Here is a 19791-nt window from a genome sequence, read left to right as displayed (position 1 = left end):
CCGCCCAGGCATAAACCACAAGGCTGAAACGCCGCCGCGCGGTGGCTTCATTCTAAAGATCGAGACTCGCGTGCCACCGGAGGCCAGCAAATGGGCAGGCGCGCAGCATGATCGATCTGTCTTGGGGCGGTCAGGAGAATGAAATCCTATGAGGGCTTCATGAGCGCGCGCTTCGACGTCATTCTGAAATCCGGCACCGTGGTCAATCAGGACGGCGAGGGCGTCCGCGACATCGGCATTTCGGGCGGACGCATCGTCGAGATCGGCGATCTCGGCACAGCCTCGGCCGCCGAGATCATCGACTGCAAGGGCCTGCACGTGCTGCCCGGCGTGATCGACACCCAGGTGCATTTCCGCGAGCCTGGTCTCACTCACAAGGAGGACCTCGAAACCGGCTCGCGCAGCGCCGTGATGGGCGGCGTCACTGCCGTGTTCGAGATGCCCAACACCAATCCGCTGACGGTGACCGAGGAGGCGTTCACCGCCAAGGTCGCTGCCGGCCGCCATCGCATGCATTGCGACTTCGCCTTCTTCATCGGCGGCACCCGCGAGAATGTCGAGCAGCTCCCGGTGCTGGAGCGCGCCGAGGGCTGCGCCGGCGTGAAGGTGTTCGTCGGCTCGTCCACCGGCTCGCTGCTGGTCGAGGACGACGACAGCCTGCGCCGCATCTTCCAGGTGATCCGCCGCCGTGCCGCGTTCCACGCCGAGGACGAGTACCGCCTCAACGAGCGCAAGGACCTGCGCGTCGAGAACGATCCGCGCTCACACCCGGTATGGCGCGACGAGGAGGCGGCGTTGCGCGCCACGCAACGTCTCGTCACCCTCGCGCACGAGACCGGCAAGCGCATCCACGTGCTGCACATCTCCACCAAGGAGGAGATCGTGTATCTGCGCGACCACAAGGACGTCGCCACCGTCGAGGCGACGCCGCATCATCTCACCTTGGCGGCGCCGGAGTGCTACGAGCGGCTCGGCACCTACGCGCAGATGAATCCGCCGGTGCGATCAGTCGATCATCGCGACGTCATCTGGTGGGGCGTCCACCAGGGCATCGTCGACATCTTAGGCTCCGACCACGCGCCGCACACCGCGGAGGAGAAGTCCAAGACCTATCCGGCCTCACCCTCCGGCATGACCGGCGTGCAGACGCTGGTGCCGATCATGCTCGACCACGTCAATGCCGGCCGGCTGTCGCTGCAACGTTTCGTCGACCTCACCAGCGCCGGCCCCGCCCGCATCTACAACATCGCCCGCAAGGGCCGCATCGCCGCCGGCTACGACGCCGACCTCACCATCGTGGACCTCAAGCGCAGCGAGACCATCACCAACGAATGGGTCGCCTCGAAAGCCGGCTGGACGCCCTATGATGGCCTGCGCGTCACCGGCTGGCCGGTCGGCACGTTCGTCCGCGGCCAGCGCGTGATGTGGCAGGGCGAGCTGCTGACGCCAGCGACCGGCGAGCCGGTGCGGTTCATGGAGACGCTGCGGCCGTAACGGCGCTGCGCGTTGGTTTGCTCCGTCATTGCGAGCGCAGCGACGCAATCCAGAGTCCTTGCGCGGCCCTGGATTGCTTCGTCGCCCTGCTCCTCGCAATGACGCGGAGCGGGCATCACGCCTGGCCGTCGTTCACGCGAACAGCTTGTCGATGTCGTCCTGGGAAATCGCCACGCCCGGCCGCTTCGGGCCCTCCATCAAGTCCGGGGCGCTTGGGGCAGCAAGCTCGGTGGCCAGCCGCGCCAGCTCCTCTTTTCCCCAGATGCGGACGAGCTTGTTGATGTGGTCCTCCATGAACTGCAGCGACTTGACCACGCGCGTGATCCGCTGCCCTGTGAGGTCCTGAAACGCGCACGCCTCGAACACCTTGTTCGTGCTGTCGACGATCTCGTCGCAGACCGCTGCGGCAGTCGGGTCTTTGACTTTCTGCAACTTCGCGACGCTGGCGCCGATCGCCTCCATGCTTTCGAGGATCGCGTTCCCGGCCGTCTCCGTATTCTCGACGATCGCGTCGAGGGTGTCGGTCATCGTCGCGAAACTGCCCTTGCCGTCGCCTTGAAGAGCGGCGAGTTCACGCCGCATGCTGCTGATCTGGCCGAACATCTCGACCAGGTACGTCTTCAGCAATCTCTCTTCTTCCGGCGCAATCATCAGAAATCCCCGACTTTTCCTTAACGTTTCCTTGCCAATTCTTCACGCGGCAGTTGCAAACCCCGGCCTGCTCTTCTGTGAAGGCATTTCGGATTTCGCTTCGGCGGTGACCGGCTCGCGACGCGGCTATCGAGATTTCACGTCAGCTCGAAACGGTACTGTGGTCAGGTAGGTGAAGATCAGCGACCTATTTTTGCCCGTTTTCGTTAAGGGCGCATGTTCATTCACGTCAAAGCCTTCAAATTGCTTCGTGAAGAGTTTCCGAGCCGACGTGGCTGCCGGGGGAGGCCATTGGGCAGAGCTCGGTCTGCTGTCGGTTTCCGCGACGCGGGGACAGCGCTTGGAGCCTGGATGAGCGCGCGGGCGTCACGACAGGAGGCAGGCGGCGTCGGCCGGCCAAAATGAATGCGAATGTCCGCTGCCAGGGACGACGCGGACGTGGGGGAGGAATTCCAGTACGCCGCCTCTTGACCCAGAGCTCTCTACCTGACCGCCATCAGTCGATCGACTTGCGTTTTGCCGAGCAACATTCTTGCCGGCACCCGATGGTTCCGCTCTCGGGGACGACCTGACGTCTGCAATCCCAGGAATCGCTAGGCCGCCTGTGACCCCGACCATCGTTCGGTCCACGGCCAGGCGCACCGCATCGGCGAGGCGCTGACGAAGCCGGATATTTCGACTATCCTGCCATCCGGACCATCAAGGCGGGGCAGGACGGGGTCCAGGAGGGGACATCGATGAGCACAGTAAGAAGCGCGCTGGCCCAGAAGAATGGCGCCCTGATCCATGTTCGTTCCGACGACATGGTCGTCGAAGCCTTGCGCCAGATGCGCGACAACCGGGTCCGGTCGGTGCTCGTCATCGACGACGGCGCGCTGGTCGGCATCGTGACCCAGGGGGACTGCGCCATCAAGGTGCTGCTGCCCGGGCTCGACGCCAAGCAGACGCCGGTGGGCCAGGTGATGACGGGCAACCCGGTGACGGTCAAGCCGGACCACCGGCTGGACAGTTGCATGGCGATGATGGCTCAACGTGGCTTTCGCCATCTGCCGGTGCTGGACGCGGGCAAGGTCGTGGGCGTGATCTCGGTCGGAGACGTCGTCAAGAACATCATCCGGGACTTGGAGCACAACGTGGACGACCTGATGGGCTACATCATGAAGGACGGCCCCGGGGGCTGACGGACGAACGTGGTGCCGTCGCTCTCCGCCGATATCTGCTTTTGACCCGAAGCGGAAGTGGGCTGTTGGACGGCAGACGCCGCTCAGGTTATGTTACCTAGCCGCCAAAAGGGGGCAAACGATGGAGCAGCGTTTCACATTCGATCAGGTCGCGAACGTATACAGGGCCTCACGACCCGACTACCCTGAGGCTCTGATTGACGATGTCATGTCATTTGCAAACCTAGAGCCAACCGATGCCGTTCTTGAAATTGGCTGTGGAACGGGTCAAGCAACAAAAAGCTTTGCGCAGCGGGGTTTGCAGATCGTCGCCATTGATCCCGGATCGGAAATGATCCGCTACGCGCGCGAGACTTTGGCGAGTTTTGCCAACGTGAAACTAGCCGAGGCTACTTTCGAGGCGTGGCCAGCTGGAAATTCAGTGTTCGCTCTAATCTTTGCGGCACAGGCGTGGCACTGGGTATCCCCGGAAGTGCGGTTCGTAAAAGCCGCCCAATTGCTTTCGACGAACGGAACACTAGCGGTGTTTGGGCACGCTCCCGTCGGACTACCCTCACACTTAGTGGGACGGTTTAAGAAAATCTGGCTACGCCACACGGGCTCGTGGGGGCCGCCGCCCGAAGCTTGGTACCTACCGAATGGCCCCTTTAAGGACTGGTTTGACCGGTCCCGGTTGTTCGGGCCCGTAGAGCACAAGTGCTATCCGTGGAAATGGCAGCACACGACATCCAGCTACACGGACTTACTCAGCACGCGGTCGGACGTTCGGTTACTCGGGGCAGAGACGCGTGAAGACTTGCTCGACGAAATTGCAGAAGTAATCGACGACGAAGGAGGCAGCCTCGACATCGAATATGAAACGCATCTCTACATTGCTCATCGTATTGATGGCGACAAATAGCCGTTCGCGTTAGCCCATTTGTCGCGTTCACTTCCGGTTCTGGCCCATCTCGGACCTTCCGATCGGCCCCGGCTGACGTCGGCTGCTGGGGCTCAACCGAAAGTAGGCGTTCGCGGGAGCGGAGGGCTGCTTGTGACCCGAAGCGGACCTGGGATCGTCGCGAACGCTTACAGCTACATCTTACTACGAATAAATTCCAGGGCGGTTCCCACAACTGAAAAACCCGAGAGAACAAGGAACCGGCAGAACTTCCTCTACCGAGAAAGGCGAAACAGATCCCGGCAACAAGTATTGCCAAAACCATCACACCTCTTCCTGCCCACCAGATGCCAAATTTCTCTGTTGACCATGTATCGGCAGCTAACGAAAAGCCTGGTTGCAAACGCCGCATTCGTCTGTCGGCGAGCACGATTCGGAGTGCCGTAGCGACGGCCGCCACGAACGCGAACAAGATTTTAGCTGTTACATTGTCGTCGAACATCGCACAGTCAGCCAAAATCGTTTATCCGCCAGTCGCCCTTACTTACTGCGCGGCGTGTAAAACAGCGTCTACAGAAATAAGAAAGCTTGAGAGATTGCAGCGCATCGTTTGGAACTGGCCCATGGCTGCCGACTCGCAGCACTGCGGAAAGCCGGCAATTATCTGGGATACACCGACCATAGCGCCAACCCCTTCCGGAAGGATCGCATATGGCCCGGCAAAAAAGCCGTCAGGTCCATGCCATGTCGGTTGTTCGAGGTTGTGCAAGAAAGATTTGCTCGTGATGAGAATTTCAGTCTTTGACCCAAAGCGGAATTTGCGCAGGCTCCACTGCCAAGACTGTTAATCAGCTGCCCGCTAGTCTTTGCGGTTGAGAATTTGGGCTATCCTATGCGGAAGTTCGTCAAAATCGCGATTGTCGTTTGCCTGTCTGTGGCGGCGGTTCCTGCCGTACTATTCGCGTGGATTTGGTACAAGACTGCTCAAGTTGACAGTTTCTACCAAGAACGTCCCCTATTGCGCGCTATGCGCGCCGCCGTGCAAAAGACGGGCGGTGGAGACTCCGTACCGGCTCGCGAAGCGCTTTTTCAGATGATGCCGCTGGGAGCAAATAAAGAGGCAGCCATCGCTGTGCTCAGCAAAGAAGGACTTGGCTGTCAGGCTGTTACTGACGCTTGGATGCGTCAGCGCTTGTCGAATAGCCCGGACGTTAGTCGGACGAGCAAGGAATGGGTGGACTGTCAGTTGGAAACACAAAGTGTCATTGGCTACGTCCACTGGGTCGTGGACTTGGAATTTGAGGCCGAGCACCTGAGCGATGCACGCGTAACGATCCTGTACTTGTCCCTCTAATGGCTAGATGCATGAGTAAGAACTTCCGCAATTGGCCCATCTCGGACCTTTCGATCGTCGCGTGTGATGTCCGCTCGGGGGCCTCAACCGGAAGTAATCCACGGCGGGACCGAAAGGCGGCTTTTGACCCGTTACGGACATGCTGCTCAGGCCACCGCAAATCGATGCGATTCGAACCGGGCGCTTAATCACGCGGTAGTGGTCGCTCGTTCATATTTTGCAGACTGCAGCCTCTCTGTAAAAAGATTGGCACAGCGAAATGAGTCACTCAGCCATTGATGCCGACGTTCGTGTCTGGGCGGAAAAGCATTCCCTGGGCATCAACTACGGTTGGGCAGGTCGCGAACTATGGGGCACGTACCTTTCGAGCGCTGCAGGCGATTGCTTCCAAGTTTGGGTTGAACCAACTCCGAACGGGCGGATAGGCGTTCATGCCAATTGGATTGATGGACCGAACGAATTAGATCCTGAACCGGCCCGAGAATGGGTGGTCGAGGAGAGTGACTTACAGAATGCGCTTGAACAGGCGTACGAGCAGGTTATCGACTGGATGGCTCCATCTGATCGCGCCAGCCATGTCTGACATTGGCCCATAACGGATCTGGTCGCCGGCTCGCGTGAAGGTCTGCTTCTGATGCTCAACCGGAAGCAGGGGCCTGGGAACAGCGCTCCGACACGGCTGTATCTTGTTGTCTTCTTAGGGTTGAGGAAACCGGTTCGCGCTATTCGCCTGTGACCTTCAAGACGGTACGGCTGGCCCCAAGGATAATGTCTGGTGTACTTCATCGCCTTTATGATCGTGGTCGTCTTGACTGCCGTGGTGTCGCTTCGCCGATCCATGACTCTATCACGGAACGCTCGGGGGGCTGGCCCGGCCCAGCGGCTGGCAGCGCGGCGGCGGGCGCTTTGGCCTGTATTCTGCGCGGCAATTTTTGAGTTTGGGTTGATTGGACTTAGTCATGTTCAAGACAACCAGGACCTTGGTCCCTCCGTGACGATCCATCTCATGGCGCTTACGGCCGCTTTTATCGGCGGCTGGTTTCTTGGCGTCATCGGCGGAATGGATTGGGACTGAAGCGCCGCAATCAACGCAAGGACAACAAAGCCCGTCGGGCGAATCAGTCGCGCGATCTTGTTTGCAACGCCGTCGTTCGGGCTCGCCGCAACTACACGAAACGCCTGTGCCGAAACGGCAATTTTGCGCATTGTCTCAACGTGATCGCGCCCGCAGCACCTTCCGGGCGAAAGATTTCACTTTCGTTTTTCCAGAATACGTGTCTATCCTCCACCCATCCCGCCTCAACGAGAGGGGCGTACGCGCGGTCGTCACGAGACGCGAGGCGGGCAGGCGGTGGACGTGTCGGGTTGCAGCGTGGCTTTGGCTGCGCGGACGGACAACCTTCGATGCGGACGTGAAGTCGCGTGGTCCTGGCCTCCCGATGCCGAGGTCAAGCCTGAGCGTGATGCGAGAGCATCGGCGCAGGCGATGGGGGCAATCAAGCCGGTCCCCAGGGAGAGCGCGAAAGAAGCGTTAAAGCCATCGCGCAGGGAAGGCTGGGCCCATCCGGCTGCACCTGTGGTTCCTGCCCCGTGCACTTTTGTTCGCACGGGGGCCATGGGCGTCAGCCGACGCCCAGCCTTCCCTGCGCCCTCGATTGAATGAGGGCCGAACGTCGGTCATCGCTCGGACGCATCGCGCCGCGAGGACGATGAGGCGTGTCTCGATGCTGTTTGAGATGTGGAGACGGATCTCGGCCCCGATGGGCGCTCTTCGTTTTGGCTCCGTCATTGCGCTCGCAATGACGCGGAGTTTGTCGACGTAGTTGTCGTAGCCTGGATAAGCGCAGCGATATCCGGGTTCAACGAGGCTGCGGATGAGACCCCGGATGTCGCTGCGCTCATCCGGGCTACGCGCGAGGAGCGTGAGAACCTACTGCGTCGCGCGCGACAGCGAGAACTCGCCGTTGCGGACGCGCTCCGGCAGGCCTTCGACGAAGGTCGCCACCGCGTCCTCGCCATAGGTGGTGACGAGTTCGGCCAGCGCCGCGAACAGGCTGGCCTGCGCCAGGCAGTCGCCGTCGACGCCGTCATGGCGCGCTTCCGCCCAGGCTTCGTTGAGGTAGCTGAGCGCGGCCTGCTTCTGCTCGTGATCGGGCAGGACGGCGGGGAGGGCGCTGAAAGTGACGGGAAAGCTCATTGAATTCAGTCTGGCGGGGCCGCGAGGCGCGTTGAATTCCGAACGCGGACGCGCCGGACCAGTGAGGTTTACCACGCAGGCGGCGGACGCCTAGGCCAGTTCTTTAGGAAAGGTTAACAAGGTTAACGCAAACGTGGATAACGCCCGCGCGCCGTCAACCATGGGCCGTCAGTTGGCGTAGCGCGCCGTGAGGTCGCGCGAGATCTTCGAGCCCTCGTCGATGTAGCGGCGGATCGCCACCATCGCCGCCGGCGTGCAGGTCCGGTAGGTCTGCTGAAAGCCGTTATAGCCGCGGTTGAAGCCGGCGATCATCCGGGCGCGGCGTTCGCCCGACGGCGTCTCGGCATCGATCAGGGCCTGCATCTGGTTGCGCCATTTGGCGCCTTCATTGCTGCCGCAGATGCCGCGGAGGTAATGCAGGGTTCCGAGGATCTCGGCCAGCCGCTGCAGATCGCCATCGAACGGCGCGGCTGCATCCTGCGCGCGCGCGGGCACAATGGCGCAGGCGGCAACGAGCATGAGGACGGCCAGGAGGCGCTTGGGGATCATGGGGAACACCGACGTCATATGCCTTTGCCGGACGGCGGACGCAAGGCGCCTACACCAGGGTCCGTGCGGCGGCGATGATCTCCGGCAGTCCGTCAGTCAGCGCGAGGCCCTCGAGCGCATCGGGGAGGCGCCACTGAAAGTCGTCCAGTTCCGGGTTGAGCCGGGGCTCTCCGGCCTGCCAGCGGGCCGCAAAGGGAAGGATCACATAGTGGCCGCCGCCGCCCTGGGCCGGCAGGACCTCGCGCCATCCGGCCAGCCCGACAATTGCGATCGAGAGTGCGGTTTCCTCCATCACCTCGCGCGCGACGGCCTCGTGCAGGGTCTCGCCGAGCTCCACCCGGCCGCCGGGCAGCGTGTAGACGCCCTTGGCGGGGGAACGCGCCCGGCGCACCAGCAGGAGCTTGCCGTCGCGGAAGATGGCGGCGCTGACGGCGAGTTGGGGGTGGCGGGGCGGCGTCGGGGCGGTCATGCAATGGCTCCAGGCGTGGTCTGCACCATAGCGTGAAGACGACCGGGCCGGCAGCCCGTGCTGCTCAGAAGCTTGCCATGATGGCGTCGACGGCGTCGACCTCGTCGACCGGGTCAGGGTCGACCTCGATGTCGCCATTGATGATGCCGCCGGCCTGCGTCACCAGCGGCTTGACCCACGCCGCGGCCTGCTCGGCGAGCTTGGCCTTGGTGGCGTCCTGCTTGGCAGCGCGCATCGCGCTGCCAACCGCGAGCAGGATGTCGGTCATGGTCTTCGTGAGATGATCGAACTTGTCGCGAATCGCAGGGTCGGCCTGCTCATAGGCCTCGATGACGAGATCGCGGGCCTTGAAATTGGTGTGCGTGAAATGTTCTGGATAGGTCAGCGGCGACCACGCCAGAAAATCCTCGGCGCATTCCGGAATATCGGGAATCATTTCGAGCAGCATCACGGCTTCGTTGAAATGATTCAGATAGTCGGTGGCGAGCCCGGTGCGCGGATTGATGTTGGCGGCGCGCAGCATCGCGGCCCGCGCCGGGTCAATGGCGCTGCCCGCCGGTCGTTGGGTCGTGCGATCGGTAGGCACGGAATGGGTCGCCGCTGCGGTCATCCGCTGCAGTGTTGGCAACCTAAGTTAAAAGGTGCTGAACACACGACGATTTGAGTGAGATTATGTGTGGACGCTTCGTGATCACTTCACCACCCGCGGCTCTCAGGCAGATTTTCGGCTACGAGGAACAGCCGAACTTTCCGCCGCGGCACAATATTGCTCCGACGCAGCCGATTCCCGTAGTTCTTCTGGACCAGGACATCAGGCATTTTCGGCTCATGCGCTGGGGATTCATTCCTGCCTGGGTCAAGGATCCCCGTAATTTCACGCTGCTGATCAATGCGCGTTCGGAGTCCGTACGCGAGAAGCCGGCGTTCAAGAATGCGATCCGGCGGCGCCGCGTGCTAGTGCCCGCTGATGGATATTACGAGTGGCAGGTGATCGATGGTCGCAAGCGGCCGTTCTTCATCCACCGCAGTGACGGCGCGCTGCTCGGCTTCGCGGCCCTCGCCGAGACCTGGTGCGGGCCGAACGGCGAGGAGGTCGATACGGTGGCGATCGTCACCGCAGCTGCGAGCCGCGATCTCGCCACGCTGCATCATCGTGTTCCCGTGACGATCAGGCCGGATGATTTCGCGCTGTGGCTCGACTGCCGTTCCGATGATCCTGACGAGGCCATGCGGCTGCTGATCCCGCCTCGCGAGGGCGAGTTCGCGTGGTACGAGGTCTCCACGCGCGTCAATGCGGTGGCCAACGACGATGAGCAGCTGTTGCTGCCGATGACCGCGGAGATGCGCGCCGCCGAGGACGCGCAGCGCAAGCCGGCGAAGAAGGTTGCATCTCGTAAAGTTTCGCCTGCGGCTGCGGATGACGGGCAGGGGAGTTTGTTCTGAGGCGGGATATATCGACAGAGAAGATCGTCATCCCCGCGAAAGCGGGGATCCAGTACGCCGTGGCCTCTCGCGCCGAAACGGCTGCCGATGGAATACTGGGTCCCCCCGCCTTCGCGGAGGACGACAGAGAAGCAAGACCCGCGACCGAGCGTTGGCCGCGCTCAGCCAAAGATCCTCAGCGCGGCGTGCTGCAGCAGCATGATGGTCTTGGCGTCCTGGATGCGGCCGTCGGCGATCATCGCCAGCGCGTCGTCGATCGAGACTTCCAGCACCTCGATCTCCTCGCCCTCATGCGCGAGCCCGCCGCCGGCGCCGACGCGCATGTGAGGCTCGTATTCGGCGACGAAGAAATGGATCTTCTCGGTGACGACGCCCGGGCTCATGAACGCCTCGAACACGAACTTGACGTCGTGCAGCCGGAACCCGGTCTCCTCCTCGGCTTCGAGCCGGATGCGCTCCTCCGGCGAGGCATCGTCGAGCAGGCCGGCCGCGGCCTCGATCAGCAGATCGTCATGGCCGTTGACGAACGCGGGATAGCGGAACTGCTTGACCAGGATGACGCTGCGCTGGGCGAGGTTGTAGGGCAGGATCGCCGCCGCATTGCCGCGCTCGAACACGTCGCGGCTCTGCATCTGCCACGTGCCGTCGTCGCGCCGCCACTCGAACTTCGTCGAGGTCAGCGTCCCGTAATGGTCGGACAGCACGCGCGTCTCGTGCACGCGGATGCGGTCGGAGATGCTCATGCTGAACCTCTATTTCATGCCGGGCGTGGGCGCGCGGCCGTCGAGCCATTTCGAGAACACGACGCTGTCCTGCACGGCATAGTCGAGCGTCTGGTAGAACGCCTGCACCGCGGTGTTGTCGCCGCGCACCATCAGCATCAGCTTGGCGACGCCGCGTGCGCGCAGCCAGTCCTCGGCCGCGGCCATGATGGCGCGGCCATGGTTGTGGCCGCGATGCTCGGGATCGACGCTGACGTAGTAGACCCAGCCGCGATGGCCGTCATGGCCGACCATGACGGAGGCTGCGATCGCGCCGCCGCTGCGGCCGACCAGGACGGTCGCATTGTCGCCGCGGCGGGCGAGCGCGATGTCGGCGGCCGGATCGTTCCACGGCCGCGTCAGGCCGCAGCGCTGCCACAGCGCGATGATGGCTGGCACGTCGGCATCGGTGATGTCGGAAATCGCGAGAGCAGGGGCACTGTCCATGGGAGCGTCGAAAGCCTAGAGCACCTTGCCGGGATTCATGATCCCGAGCGGATCGAATTGCGCCTTGATCGCGCGCATCAGCGAAATCGCGGTCGGGTCCTTCACGTCAGGCAGCTCGTCGCGCTTGAGCACGCCGATGCCGTGCTCGGCCGAGATCGAGCCGCCCATGCGCAGCACGATCTCGAACACGACCGCGTTGACCTCGTGCCAGCGCGCGAGATAGTCGGCGGTGTTGGCGCCGATCGGCTGGCTGACATTGTAGTGGATGTTGCCGTCGCCGAGATGACCGAACGGCACCGGCCGCGCGCCGGGCATCAGCTTCACCACGGCGGCGTTGGCCTCGGCAATGAAGGCGGGCACCGCGGCGACCGGCACCGAGATGTCGTGCTTGATCGAGCCGCCCTCCGGCTTCTGCGCCGCCGAGATGTCCTCGCGCAGCTTCCAGAACGCCATGCGCTGGGCGAGGCTGCCGGCGATCGCGGCGTCGTCGACGATGCCGTCCTCGAGACCCTTTTCCAGGATCGTCTCCAGCGTGGCGCGGGCATCGTCGCGCGACGACGACAATTCCATCAGCACGAACCAGGGATGGGCGCCCGACAGCGGCGCGCGGTTGCCGGCGGCGTGGCGGATCGAGAAGTCGAGCGCGATCGCGGCAATCAGCTCGAAGCTCGTCAGGTTGCCGGCGGCCTCGCTTTGCGCGATCGCCAAGAGCTTCAACGCGTCATCCGGCGACTTCAGCCCGACGAACGCGGTCTCGATCGCGCGTGGCTTCGGGAACAGCTTCAGGCTCGCCGCGGTGATGATGCCGAGCGTGCCCTCGGCGCCGATGAACAGATTGCGCAGATCGTAGCCGGTGTTGTCCTTCTTCAATTTCGACAGCGCATTGAGCACGCGCCCGTCGGCCAGCACCACCTCGACCCCCAACGCCATCTCGCGCGCCACGCCATAGGCCAGCGCGGCGGTGCCGCCGGCGTTGGTCGAGAGATTGCCGCCGATGGTGCAACTGCCCTCGGCGCCGAGCGACAGCGGAAACAGCCGGTCGACCTCGGCGGCCTTCTGCTGCGCGACCTGCAGCACGACACCGGCCTCGGCGATCATGGTGTTGGAGGCGGTGTCGACCTCGCGGATCTTGTCCATGCGCTTCAGCGACACCACCACCTCGCCATTGTGCGGCGTCTGGCCGCCGACGAGACCGGTGTTGCCGCCCTGCGGCACCAGCGCGATGCGGTGCTGACTGGCAAGCTTGCAGATTGCCGCGACCTCGGCGGTCGAGCCCGGGCGCAGCACCAGCGGCGAGCGGCCGTGGAACAGGTTGCGCTCCTCGGTGACGTAGGGGGCGACGTCGGTCTCCGCCGTCAGCGCCTGGCGCTCGCCGACGATGGCGGCGAATTGCGCGATCAAATCGGGCGGCAGCGGCGGCAGGGCAGGCTGGCTGATGTTCATGGTCAGTCGCTTCCAGTGTTATCTCGGCGCGGCGGCGCGGCGCAGCCGGTCGTTGATGGCCTCGCCCAGTCCGTCGTTCGGGATCGGCATCACCGCGATGCTGCGCGCACCCCTGGCATCGAGGCTGCGAAGATAGCCGAAAAGATGCATCGCCGCCTCCGCTGGATCGCCCAAGGGCGAGAGGTTCAGGATCGCGGCGGCTTGGTCGGCCCCGGGCAAGGTCACCGGACCGAAGGCGAGCAGCGCCTCGCCGGCCGCGACCTCGCTGGCGTCGAGGCGGACGGCGGCGCGCGGCGCATAGTGGGAGGCCAGCATGCCCGGCGCCAGCGGCGGCTCGGACGTATCGGTCTCCGCGGCGGACCGCGCCAGCGCACGGCCGAGCACCGCCTCGATCGCCTCGCTGGGAACCCCGCCCGGGCGCAGCAAGGTCGGCTCGTCGAAGCAGCCGACGATGGTCGATTCGACACCGACCTCGACCGGCCCGCCGTCCAGGATCAGGTCGATTCGTCCCGAGAGATCTGCCGCGACATGAGCCGCGGTGGTCGGCGACACGTGGCCGGAGATGTTGGCGGAGGGCGCCACCACGGCGCCGGCGAACGCCGCGAGCAGCGCTCGCGCGATCGGATGCGAGGGAATGCGGATCGCGACCGTGTCGAGACCGGCCGTCGCGAGATCTGCGACCGTGCAGCCCGCGGCCTGCGGCACCACCAAAGTCAGCGGCCCCGGCCAGAACGCGGCGGCCAGACGCTCGGCGGTGGCATCGAAGCGGCCGATGCGCTGCGCCGCCGCGATATCGGCGACATGGGCGATCAACGGATTGAAGGCGGGCCGGCCCTTGGCCTGATAGAGGCGGGCGATGGCCGCGGCGTTGGCCGCATCGGCGCCGAGGCCGTAGACGGTCTCGGTCGGGAACGCGACCAGTCCGCCGCGGGCGAACGTCGCCGCGGCTTGCGCGATTCCAGCCGCGTCGGCGGGCAGGATCCTGGTCTCGATCGCTTGCATGTCTGGGGCGGGCATCGATGGTACGGGACGGCAGTGGCTTCCGCGCTCGGCTATAGCGGGCGCGGACGTCCGAATGAAGCGCGCAAATCGCCTGTCGCATTGCGCTCGCGCCATGGCCGCCGGACAAAGCCCCACGGCCTCAAGCGGTTAACCCCTCTGCCGACGATCAGCGATTTCGATGCGATTTCCTGGCTTGTGTCCTTGCGAAGACGGAAACCCAACGCTATAAGCCGGCTTCCCAAGTCGGAGCGTGGCTCAGCCCGGTAGAGCACTGCGTTCGGGACGCAGGGGTCGCAGGTTCGAATCCTGCCGCTCCGACCATTATTTCAAACGTTTAGCTTTTATCTCCCGAGAAGCGCAACGAAATGCGCAATGAAAAGGGGTAAACGGAAGGTGAACCATTGCGGCGCCGCCCTGGCGCGCCCTGGCGCAATATCGGCTCCTCATGAAGCATCTACCGCCTTCCTCCAAACGCCTCAGCGGCCTCGCCCTGGAAATCCGGATGATGGTGGCCATAAGTTTGCTCTAACTGCTCAACGGTCATACCGAGCCATCCGGCGGCCTGCCAATGGTCGGTGCCCTGCTGCATTAGCCACGTCGCAGCGGTGTGCCGGAGGGAGTGCCGTACGACATCATCACCAAGTCCTGCGTCTTCCAGAATGCCCTCCCAAGCCGAACGGATCTTGCCGGCGAGCGGCTGGCCATCGTGCATACGGTTGACGACGAAGCGAATTTCCTCGCCAGGGCCTAGTAAGCCGGTTGCGCGCAGCTCTGCAGATCGTCGCCCGTCGATCTTACGCCAACGGACAAGATGCGGCCGCAGCCGGTTAGCGATCTTGGCCGGCGGCCGGCGTTTCTTTGTTCTGCGCTCCTCAGCACCGCGCCCTTGATAGACCATCGCATCGAGGTTCATCCACGGATGCGTCGTCGTCGGGACCCATTGCGTCCGCCGGATAGTCTCCTCGCGCCGGGCGCTATAGAGCCCAACCAGGATGAAGCGGGCCGCCGGCCGACGCCGGTTAATGATCCAACCCGCGCGCCGCAGCAGAAGGCCATCCGGCGTGCGCTTCCAGCGCTCGCGCTGCGTGTCCCAGACATAGCCAAGCGCTGCGCTCAGCAATCGCGCGGCCTCGTTGCGCGTGAGCCAACGCTGCCGGCCCTCCACCTTTTCGGGCAGCGTGACCTTGGGCAGTACGTCGAGCGTATGTTCGCCGTGATAGCGACGAACAGCTGCGCGGAGATCTTCGAGGCGTCGCCTCGCCGTCTGGTCCGAGACCGTGCTTGCACGAGGAGGGATGCCGGCACGCCGGTTGTTCTCGTTCGGCGTTCCGCTCGACCAGTCGACGAAGTCGCGGCAGAGCTGGCCTTTGATGTCTGCTACAGTCTTGGCACCGAAAAACGTGTTGAGGTCGAGCAAACGGATCAATAGTAGGTCGTGCTGCGCCCAAGCACGGGAATCGTCCGTCTTGGGACGCTTGGCCATTTCGTAATCGGTAAGAACGTCGGCTATCGCGAGGAGACGAGGGTCCGTGGCCCCAAGGGTGGTCGTATGCTTTTGCCCGATGTGTTTTTCGAGCGCTTTCGCTGCGCCATCAGTGTCATTGCGGCCGCAGCCTGTGCGGATTTGCCTTCCCTTGTCGAGGACGATCCAACTGTCATCGTCTTCGCGATACCAGAGGCGGGGTGGCTTAGCTTTGCGGCCAGGCATGACGGTTTCACCAGCCTTCGAATTGCACTAGGCGTGGTCAAATCTTTACCTGCCACTTTGGCGATTTCAAGAGTCCCAGCAGCGGCTGCCCTACGCAGCGACGACAATGTCAGAGGGCCATACGGAAAGAAAACAGCTACTGCTTCGACAAGTGTCATCACCTCGTCCTCGTTCCATTGAGCCGGATCGGGACGCGCTCTCACTCGCGCTAACCTGTCGTTGCTGCGCTTTGCCATATCGGCTGCAATCTGTAGATAGTGGCCCAAGGGCGTAACCGAGAGGCAATGTGTATGCCAGCCTCCATTAGCTTGGAGAGAAGAAAATCCTTTCGTACAGTGTTCGGCCGTCGTGGAGTACAAATGGCATAGTTTAGTATGTGGGCCGAGCGTGAAGACGATGTTGCCGCGACCGGTCACACCGCTCCAGCGGCTGAATCCAACGCTGGATCATCTACTCCATCTCCGTAGCGAGCTGGCCTTTCATGTCCGTCGGTAACCTGCACACGCTTGTCGCTCGGACATGTGCAAGATCATTTTGCCCGACCATACACCTGCTCCGTTTAGGAGCGTCTCCGTAGTCGGACTGGGGGCCGTGATGCACCGGTAGCCGTTAGCAAGTCTCGCTCACGCGACTGGTTCGATGGACGTTCCGTTGCCGAAGCCGCAACCCCGCAAATGGCATGCAGACCGCAAAAGCGGAAAACAATAGCTGCTAGGCAGCAGACGGTTTACAAACAACGCGAGCTGGATGTGTTCAGCTTGGCGGCCTTGACTGGCGACGCGGGGCCGGTGTGTACTGGACGTACGCGAAAGCGCTGATTTCAAATAACCGGATGCTGGCAGGAGCAAAGTCTGCTCTCTCCGGCGGTACCGAGCGCTGGAGCGGCCAGTACGCCAGCACCTTGCTGGATACTGCCGCAATGGTGGACTCGATCTCTTCCGCCTTGGCGCGCGCGAAGCCTGGCCTCAGCTCTAGCGGTGTGATCGCGCCGGCAATCAGCTCGTGTACCAGTTGCCAAAGGCAAACGGATCAAGCTGGAGCGGCTCGCCCTCCACGCGGATGGAGCGCCCCCCCAGAGCGTAGCGCGAGACGTGGCCGACCGCTTCCCGCAGCTGAGGGTCGTGATCGTGACAGTCCACACGCCGGATCGCGGCTGGCAGCGTTCCATTGTTTTGCCTCTCGCACGACATCAAATGGTCCAAGCCTTACATCGCCTGATGATCCTCATCTTCGGACGGGGTTCTTCATCGCGCTTCGCGTCGAGTTTGTCGCGCCGCATGAGAAGGCTGGTGATCGTCGTTGTCAAAGACTTATGGAGATGCGCATGACGTTGGAGCTCTAGTTTCAGTTGTAAATTGTTGGATTCTACCTAGGCGGCCTGGCACGCGAACGGTCTGTTGTCCCATACATTGGCCCCATAACAGAGCGGTGCTGACCGCGCGAGCGGTTCAGTCTCTGGGGCTGAAAGCCTAAAACCACTTCCTCCGCAGCCTACGGCGGATGGTTACGTTCCTACCTGCATGCTTCCGCGGCTATGATCCTCCAAATCACCCGCTCGATTTCCTGAATGCACACAATAAAAGCTACCGCCACGTTCGGTTGCAAACTGAATACGATCCAGGATACACTTGTTGCGATCCTTTGAAGAGACGCGATGGCGAGAAATGCCTGAGCATATCATCCAACGGGGGGCAGCTGCATACGCCGCTTAGGACACGCCATGGCCGTAACTCATATTGATCGTTTGAATCTCTCGCTTGGCGACGGCCAGCCGCTCGTGGTGATCGCTGGCGTAAATGTGTTGGAAAGCCTCGAGGTTGCAATCAAGGTTGGGTGCCACTTACGGGAGGTTACCACTAAGTTAGGCTTGCCGTTTGTGTTCAAGGCTAGCTTCGATAAGGCCAATCGCTCCTCAGTCGGCAGCTATCGCGGGCCCGGTCTGACGGAGGGCTTGGCAATGCTTTCCGGAATCAAACAGATGCTGAACGTACCAATTGCTACCGATATCCACGAGGTCGACCAAGCCGAACCTGTCGCTGATGTCGCTGACATAGTGCAAATTCCTGCCTTCTTGTGCCGCCAGACCGATCTGGTCGTCGCCGCTGCTCGCGCAACATATGCCGCTGGGGGGGCACTGCATGTGAAGAAGGCCCAGTTTCTTGCTCCGTGGGACTGTAAGAACATAATTACCAAGGCGCGTCAGGTTGCGCCTAACCTGAGCATTATTTTATGCGAGCGTGGCAGCTCGTTTGGCTACAACAATCTTGTCGTCGATATGCTAAGCATTCGAGAGATGCAGAGTCTTGGTGTGCCTGTGACAATTGACGCAACCCATGCCGTCCAGCTCCCCGGCGCGGACTCGCGCACTAACGGTGCCTCGACAGGCGGCCGCCGCGCCGGCGTGCCGATTATCGCTAAGGCCGCGGTCGCGGCTGGTGCCGACGGGGTATTCCTCGAGTTCCATCCTGAGCCGGATAACGCGTTGTGCGATGGCCCGAGCTGCCTGCCGCTCGATTCGGCGGCCGGCTTGCTTTCGACCCTCAAGCTATTACACCAGATCGTGTAGGGATAGGTTGCAATCTTCAGCTCGTCCAATCAGCCGACAGATCAAATACGAGTGACGAGCCGGACAATATGGGCGAGCACGTCAACCTCGGAATCCTCTATAACGAGGTCCGCGAGGGAGATTTGTAAGCCTTCTGTGACTCCGCCCTGCGTCCGTTAGGCAGCTCGGGAAGGCTAAGACTAATCCTAGCATTGAAGTTGCTCTTTCCGAAGATCTCCGAATCCGATGGCGACTATGATTCAACGATCCTGGGCGATGCCGGCGGTCTCGATTGAATAGACGCTTTTTATGGTGGCTGCGGCGCTTGGGGGAGATCAAGAGGCGGGTACGTCCGTTGTTCAAGCGTGATCGTGTTGCAACGAGTGCAGGACAGTTTCTGGGAGGTCTTCTGGGCGCCGAGGAGAGCAAGAGCGGCTGGACCGCGGAGGCGGCCGGCGATCCTGTCCCATGATGGCAACAGGCGATCTTGGACCGCCGGGCTCGGTTTACCGATTCCCGTCATCGACGAGACTGGCTTCTTCAAGTAGGGCAAGCCGTCGTGCGGCGCGGCAATAGGCTAGGTCAGCAAACCGCCAGATAGGCATCTTCGCGACCTACATTTCGCGCCATGGCTATGCGCTCACGATAGCGCGTTGCTTCTTCCAAAAGGACGGATCGACGATCCGGATCTTCCGGCCGCCAAATACGTGTCCGCCGACACCGGCTTTGCAACCAAACCCAGGCTTGCGATCTTGCGACGAGAATGATTGCGGGCGCGAGGTCGTTGACCTCTGGGTGCGCATCCGGTGAGGGACGCCTTGCGCCGTAAGCCCCCGGCGACGGCCGCCTTGCGCGGAGGTGACGCTTGTTGAAGCGATAGGACTAGTCCTGCAGCTAGTCCTATGGCCAAAGCGGAAGTGGAAGTGATCACGTCGGAGCGGCGACGGCGGCATTGGTCGCGGGTGGACAAGGAGCGCGTCGTCACTGCGGCGTTGCAGCCGGGCGCGACGATCTTGGGAGTGGCGCGGGCGTTCGGGGTGCATTCCAGTCAGGTGTTCCGTTGGCGCCAGCAGCTGTGTGGCAAGGAGGCGTCGCCGCCAGGCTTTGCCGCAGTGACGATCGTTGCCGATCCGCACGCGGCGGCAGCCTGCACGCAAGGGCTGATCGAGGTCGAGATCGGGGGGGAGGAAGATCTGGATCAGCGGCTCGGCGGATGCCGCGATGGTGACGGCGGTGATCGCGGCGCTTCGGGCCTCGCGATGACGATCCCGATCCCCTCTGGCACCCAGGTCTGGCTGGCGACCGGCCATACCGACATGCGCAAGGGCTTCGACGGTCTGGCGCTGTTGGTCCAGGAGACCTTGAAGCGCGATCCGCATGGCGGCCATCTATTCGTGTCCCGCGGCCGCAGCGGCAGCCTGATCAAGGTGCTGTGGCACGACGGCCAGGGGATGTGCCTGTTCGCCAAGCGGCTGGAGCGCGGCCGCTTCATCTGGCCACAGGCTGTGGACGGAGCGGTGACGATCACGTCAGCGCAGCTCGGCTACCTGCTCGAAGGCATCGACTGGCGGCATCCGCAGCGGACGTGGCGGCCGGAGACTGTTGGTTGAGCGCTTGAACGTGACGGCGCTGATGCGTGCCGGCCGGAGCTGTGATTCCATCTCCTG

19 protein-coding genes and 1 tRNA gene are annotated in these 19791 nt (G+C 62.7%); 10 read left to right on the top strand and 10 right to left on the bottom strand.

Going from position 1 to position 19791, the window contains the following annotated elements:
- Positions 1-159: 159 nt before the first annotated feature.
- Positions 160-1494, top strand: coding sequence for a dihydroorotase (locus tag QW868_RS15175; protein WP_316230906.1), 1335 nt, complete (start codon positions 160-162; stop codon positions 1492-1494).
- A gap of 132 nt (positions 1495-1626) precedes the next feature.
- Here the strand turns inward: QW868_RS15175 and QW868_RS15170 are convergent, their stop codons facing one another.
- Complete coding sequence (locus tag QW868_RS15170) at positions 1627-2145, bottom strand: protein phosphatase CheZ (RefSeq protein ID WP_316167499.1); 519 nt, start codon at positions 2143-2145, stop codon at positions 1627-1629.
- 737 nt (positions 2146-2882) lie between these two features.
- Here QW868_RS15170 and QW868_RS15165 point away from each other — a divergent pair.
- The 5 genes from QW868_RS15165 to QW868_RS15145 all read left to right on the top strand — a co-directional run bounded on the left by QW868_RS15165 (position 2883) and on the right by QW868_RS15145 (position 6635).
- Positions 2883-3326: a CBS domain-containing protein gene (locus QW868_RS15165; RefSeq protein ID WP_315776186.1), complete on the top strand. Its 444-nt coding sequence runs from the start codon at positions 2883-2885 to the stop codon at positions 3324-3326.
- 121 nt (positions 3327-3447) lie between these two features.
- Positions 3448-4227: a class I SAM-dependent methyltransferase gene (locus QW868_RS15160; protein ID WP_315782181.1), complete on the top strand. Its 780-nt coding sequence runs from the start codon at positions 3448-3450 to the stop codon at positions 4225-4227.
- A gap of 871 nt (positions 4228-5098) precedes the next feature.
- Positions 5099-5560 carry a hypothetical protein gene (locus QW868_RS15155; RefSeq protein ID WP_315782183.1) on the top strand — a complete coding sequence of 154 codons (462 nt, stop codon included), beginning with the start codon at positions 5099-5101 and terminating at the stop codon, positions 5558-5560.
- A gap of 259 nt (positions 5561-5819) precedes the next feature.
- Entirely contained in the window at positions 5820-6143 is a 324-nt protein-coding gene (locus QW868_RS15150) for a hypothetical protein (RefSeq protein ID WP_315782185.1), read from the top strand.
- Positions 6144-6335: 192 nt separating this feature from the next.
- On the top strand, positions 6336-6635 hold the full coding sequence (locus QW868_RS15145) for a hypothetical protein (RefSeq protein ID WP_315776188.1): 300 nt from the start codon (positions 6336-6338) through the stop codon (positions 6633-6635).
- 855 nt (positions 6636-7490) lie between these two features.
- Here QW868_RS15145 and QW868_RS15140 read toward each other — a convergent pair.
- The 4 genes from QW868_RS15140 to QW868_RS15125 form a co-directional block, all read right to left on the bottom strand.
- The gene (locus tag QW868_RS15140) at positions 7491-7757 is read right to left on the bottom strand and encodes a hypothetical protein (RefSeq protein ID WP_315717207.1); all 267 of its coding nucleotides are present in this window, start codon (positions 7755-7757) and stop codon (positions 7491-7493) included.
- Between the two features lie 168 nt (positions 7758-7925).
- A complete protein-coding gene (locus QW868_RS15135) occupies positions 7926-8324 on the bottom strand; it encodes a TIGR02301 family protein (RefSeq protein ID WP_315717206.1) in 399 nt (132 codons plus the stop codon).
- A 31-nt stretch (positions 8325-8355) separates the two neighbouring features.
- Positions 8356-8775, bottom strand: coding sequence for an NUDIX hydrolase (locus QW868_RS15130; RefSeq protein ID WP_316230845.1), 420 nt, complete (start codon positions 8773-8775; stop codon positions 8356-8358).
- Between the two features lie 64 nt (positions 8776-8839).
- Positions 8840-9361, bottom strand: a complete 522-nt coding sequence (locus QW868_RS15125) for a hypothetical protein (protein ID WP_315717204.1) — start codon at positions 9359-9361, stop codon at positions 8840-8842.
- Positions 9362-9447: 86 nt separating this feature from the next.
- Between QW868_RS15125 and QW868_RS15120 the strand changes: the two genes are divergently transcribed.
- Entirely contained in the window at positions 9448-10218 is a 771-nt protein-coding gene (locus tag QW868_RS15120) for an SOS response-associated peptidase (RefSeq protein ID WP_315739988.1), read from the top strand.
- Positions 10219-10379: 161 nt separating this feature from the next.
- Here the strand turns inward: QW868_RS15120 and QW868_RS15115 are convergent, their stop codons facing one another.
- The 4 genes from QW868_RS15115 to QW868_RS15100 are packed head-to-tail and all read right to left on the bottom strand — an operon-like array spanning position 10380 to position 13886.
- Positions 10380-10961 (bottom strand): NUDIX domain-containing protein, encoded by a 582-nt coding sequence (locus QW868_RS15115; RefSeq protein ID WP_316230844.1) that lies wholly within the window; start codon positions 10959-10961, stop codon positions 10380-10382.
- Positions 10962-10970: 9 nt separating this feature from the next.
- Complete coding sequence (locus QW868_RS15110; protein WP_316230843.1) at positions 10971-11426, bottom strand: GNAT family acetyltransferase; 456 nt, start codon at positions 11424-11426, stop codon at positions 10971-10973.
- Positions 11427-11441: 15 nt separating this feature from the next.
- The gene (locus QW868_RS15105; protein WP_316230842.1) at positions 11442-12869 is read right to left on the bottom strand and encodes an FAD-binding oxidoreductase; all 1428 of its coding nucleotides are present in this window, start codon (positions 12867-12869) and stop codon (positions 11442-11444) included.
- 18 nt (positions 12870-12887) lie between these two features.
- Complete coding sequence (locus QW868_RS15100; protein WP_316230841.1) at positions 12888-13886, bottom strand: L-threonylcarbamoyladenylate synthase; 999 nt, start codon at positions 13884-13886, stop codon at positions 12888-12890.
- A gap of 229 nt (positions 13887-14115) precedes the next feature.
- On the opposite strand from QW868_RS15100, the gene QW868_RS15095 reads away from it, so the two are divergent.
- A tRNA-Pro gene (locus tag QW868_RS15095) sits at positions 14116-14192 on the top strand.
- Between the two features lie 133 nt (positions 14193-14325).
- Here the strand turns inward: QW868_RS15095 and QW868_RS15090 are convergent.
- Positions 14326-15579, bottom strand: a complete 1254-nt coding sequence (locus QW868_RS15090) for a hypothetical protein (protein WP_315792663.1) — start codon at positions 15577-15579, stop codon at positions 14326-14328.
- A 1720-nt stretch (positions 15580-17299) separates the two neighbouring features.
- Between QW868_RS15090 and kdsA the strand changes: the two genes are divergently transcribed.
- On the top strand, positions 17300-18145 hold the full coding sequence (kdsA, locus tag QW868_RS15085; RefSeq protein ID WP_315792661.1) for a 3-deoxy-8-phosphooctulonate synthase: 846 nt from the start codon (positions 17300-17302) through the stop codon (positions 18143-18145).
- A gap of 881 nt (positions 18146-19026) precedes the next feature.
- Positions 19027-19734 (top strand): IS66 family insertion sequence element accessory protein TnpB, encoded by a 708-nt coding sequence (gene tnpB / locus QW868_RS33580; protein WP_409998463.1) that lies wholly within the window; start codon positions 19027-19029, stop codon positions 19732-19734.
- Positions 19735-19791: the final 57 nt, after the last annotated feature.

The organism is Bradyrhizobium sp. SZCCHNR1051, assembly GCF_032489615.1.
Taxonomy (GTDB): Bacteria; Pseudomonadota; Alphaproteobacteria; order Rhizobiales; family Xanthobacteraceae; genus Bradyrhizobium.
This window is presented reverse-complemented; position numbering and strand designations above follow the sequence as displayed.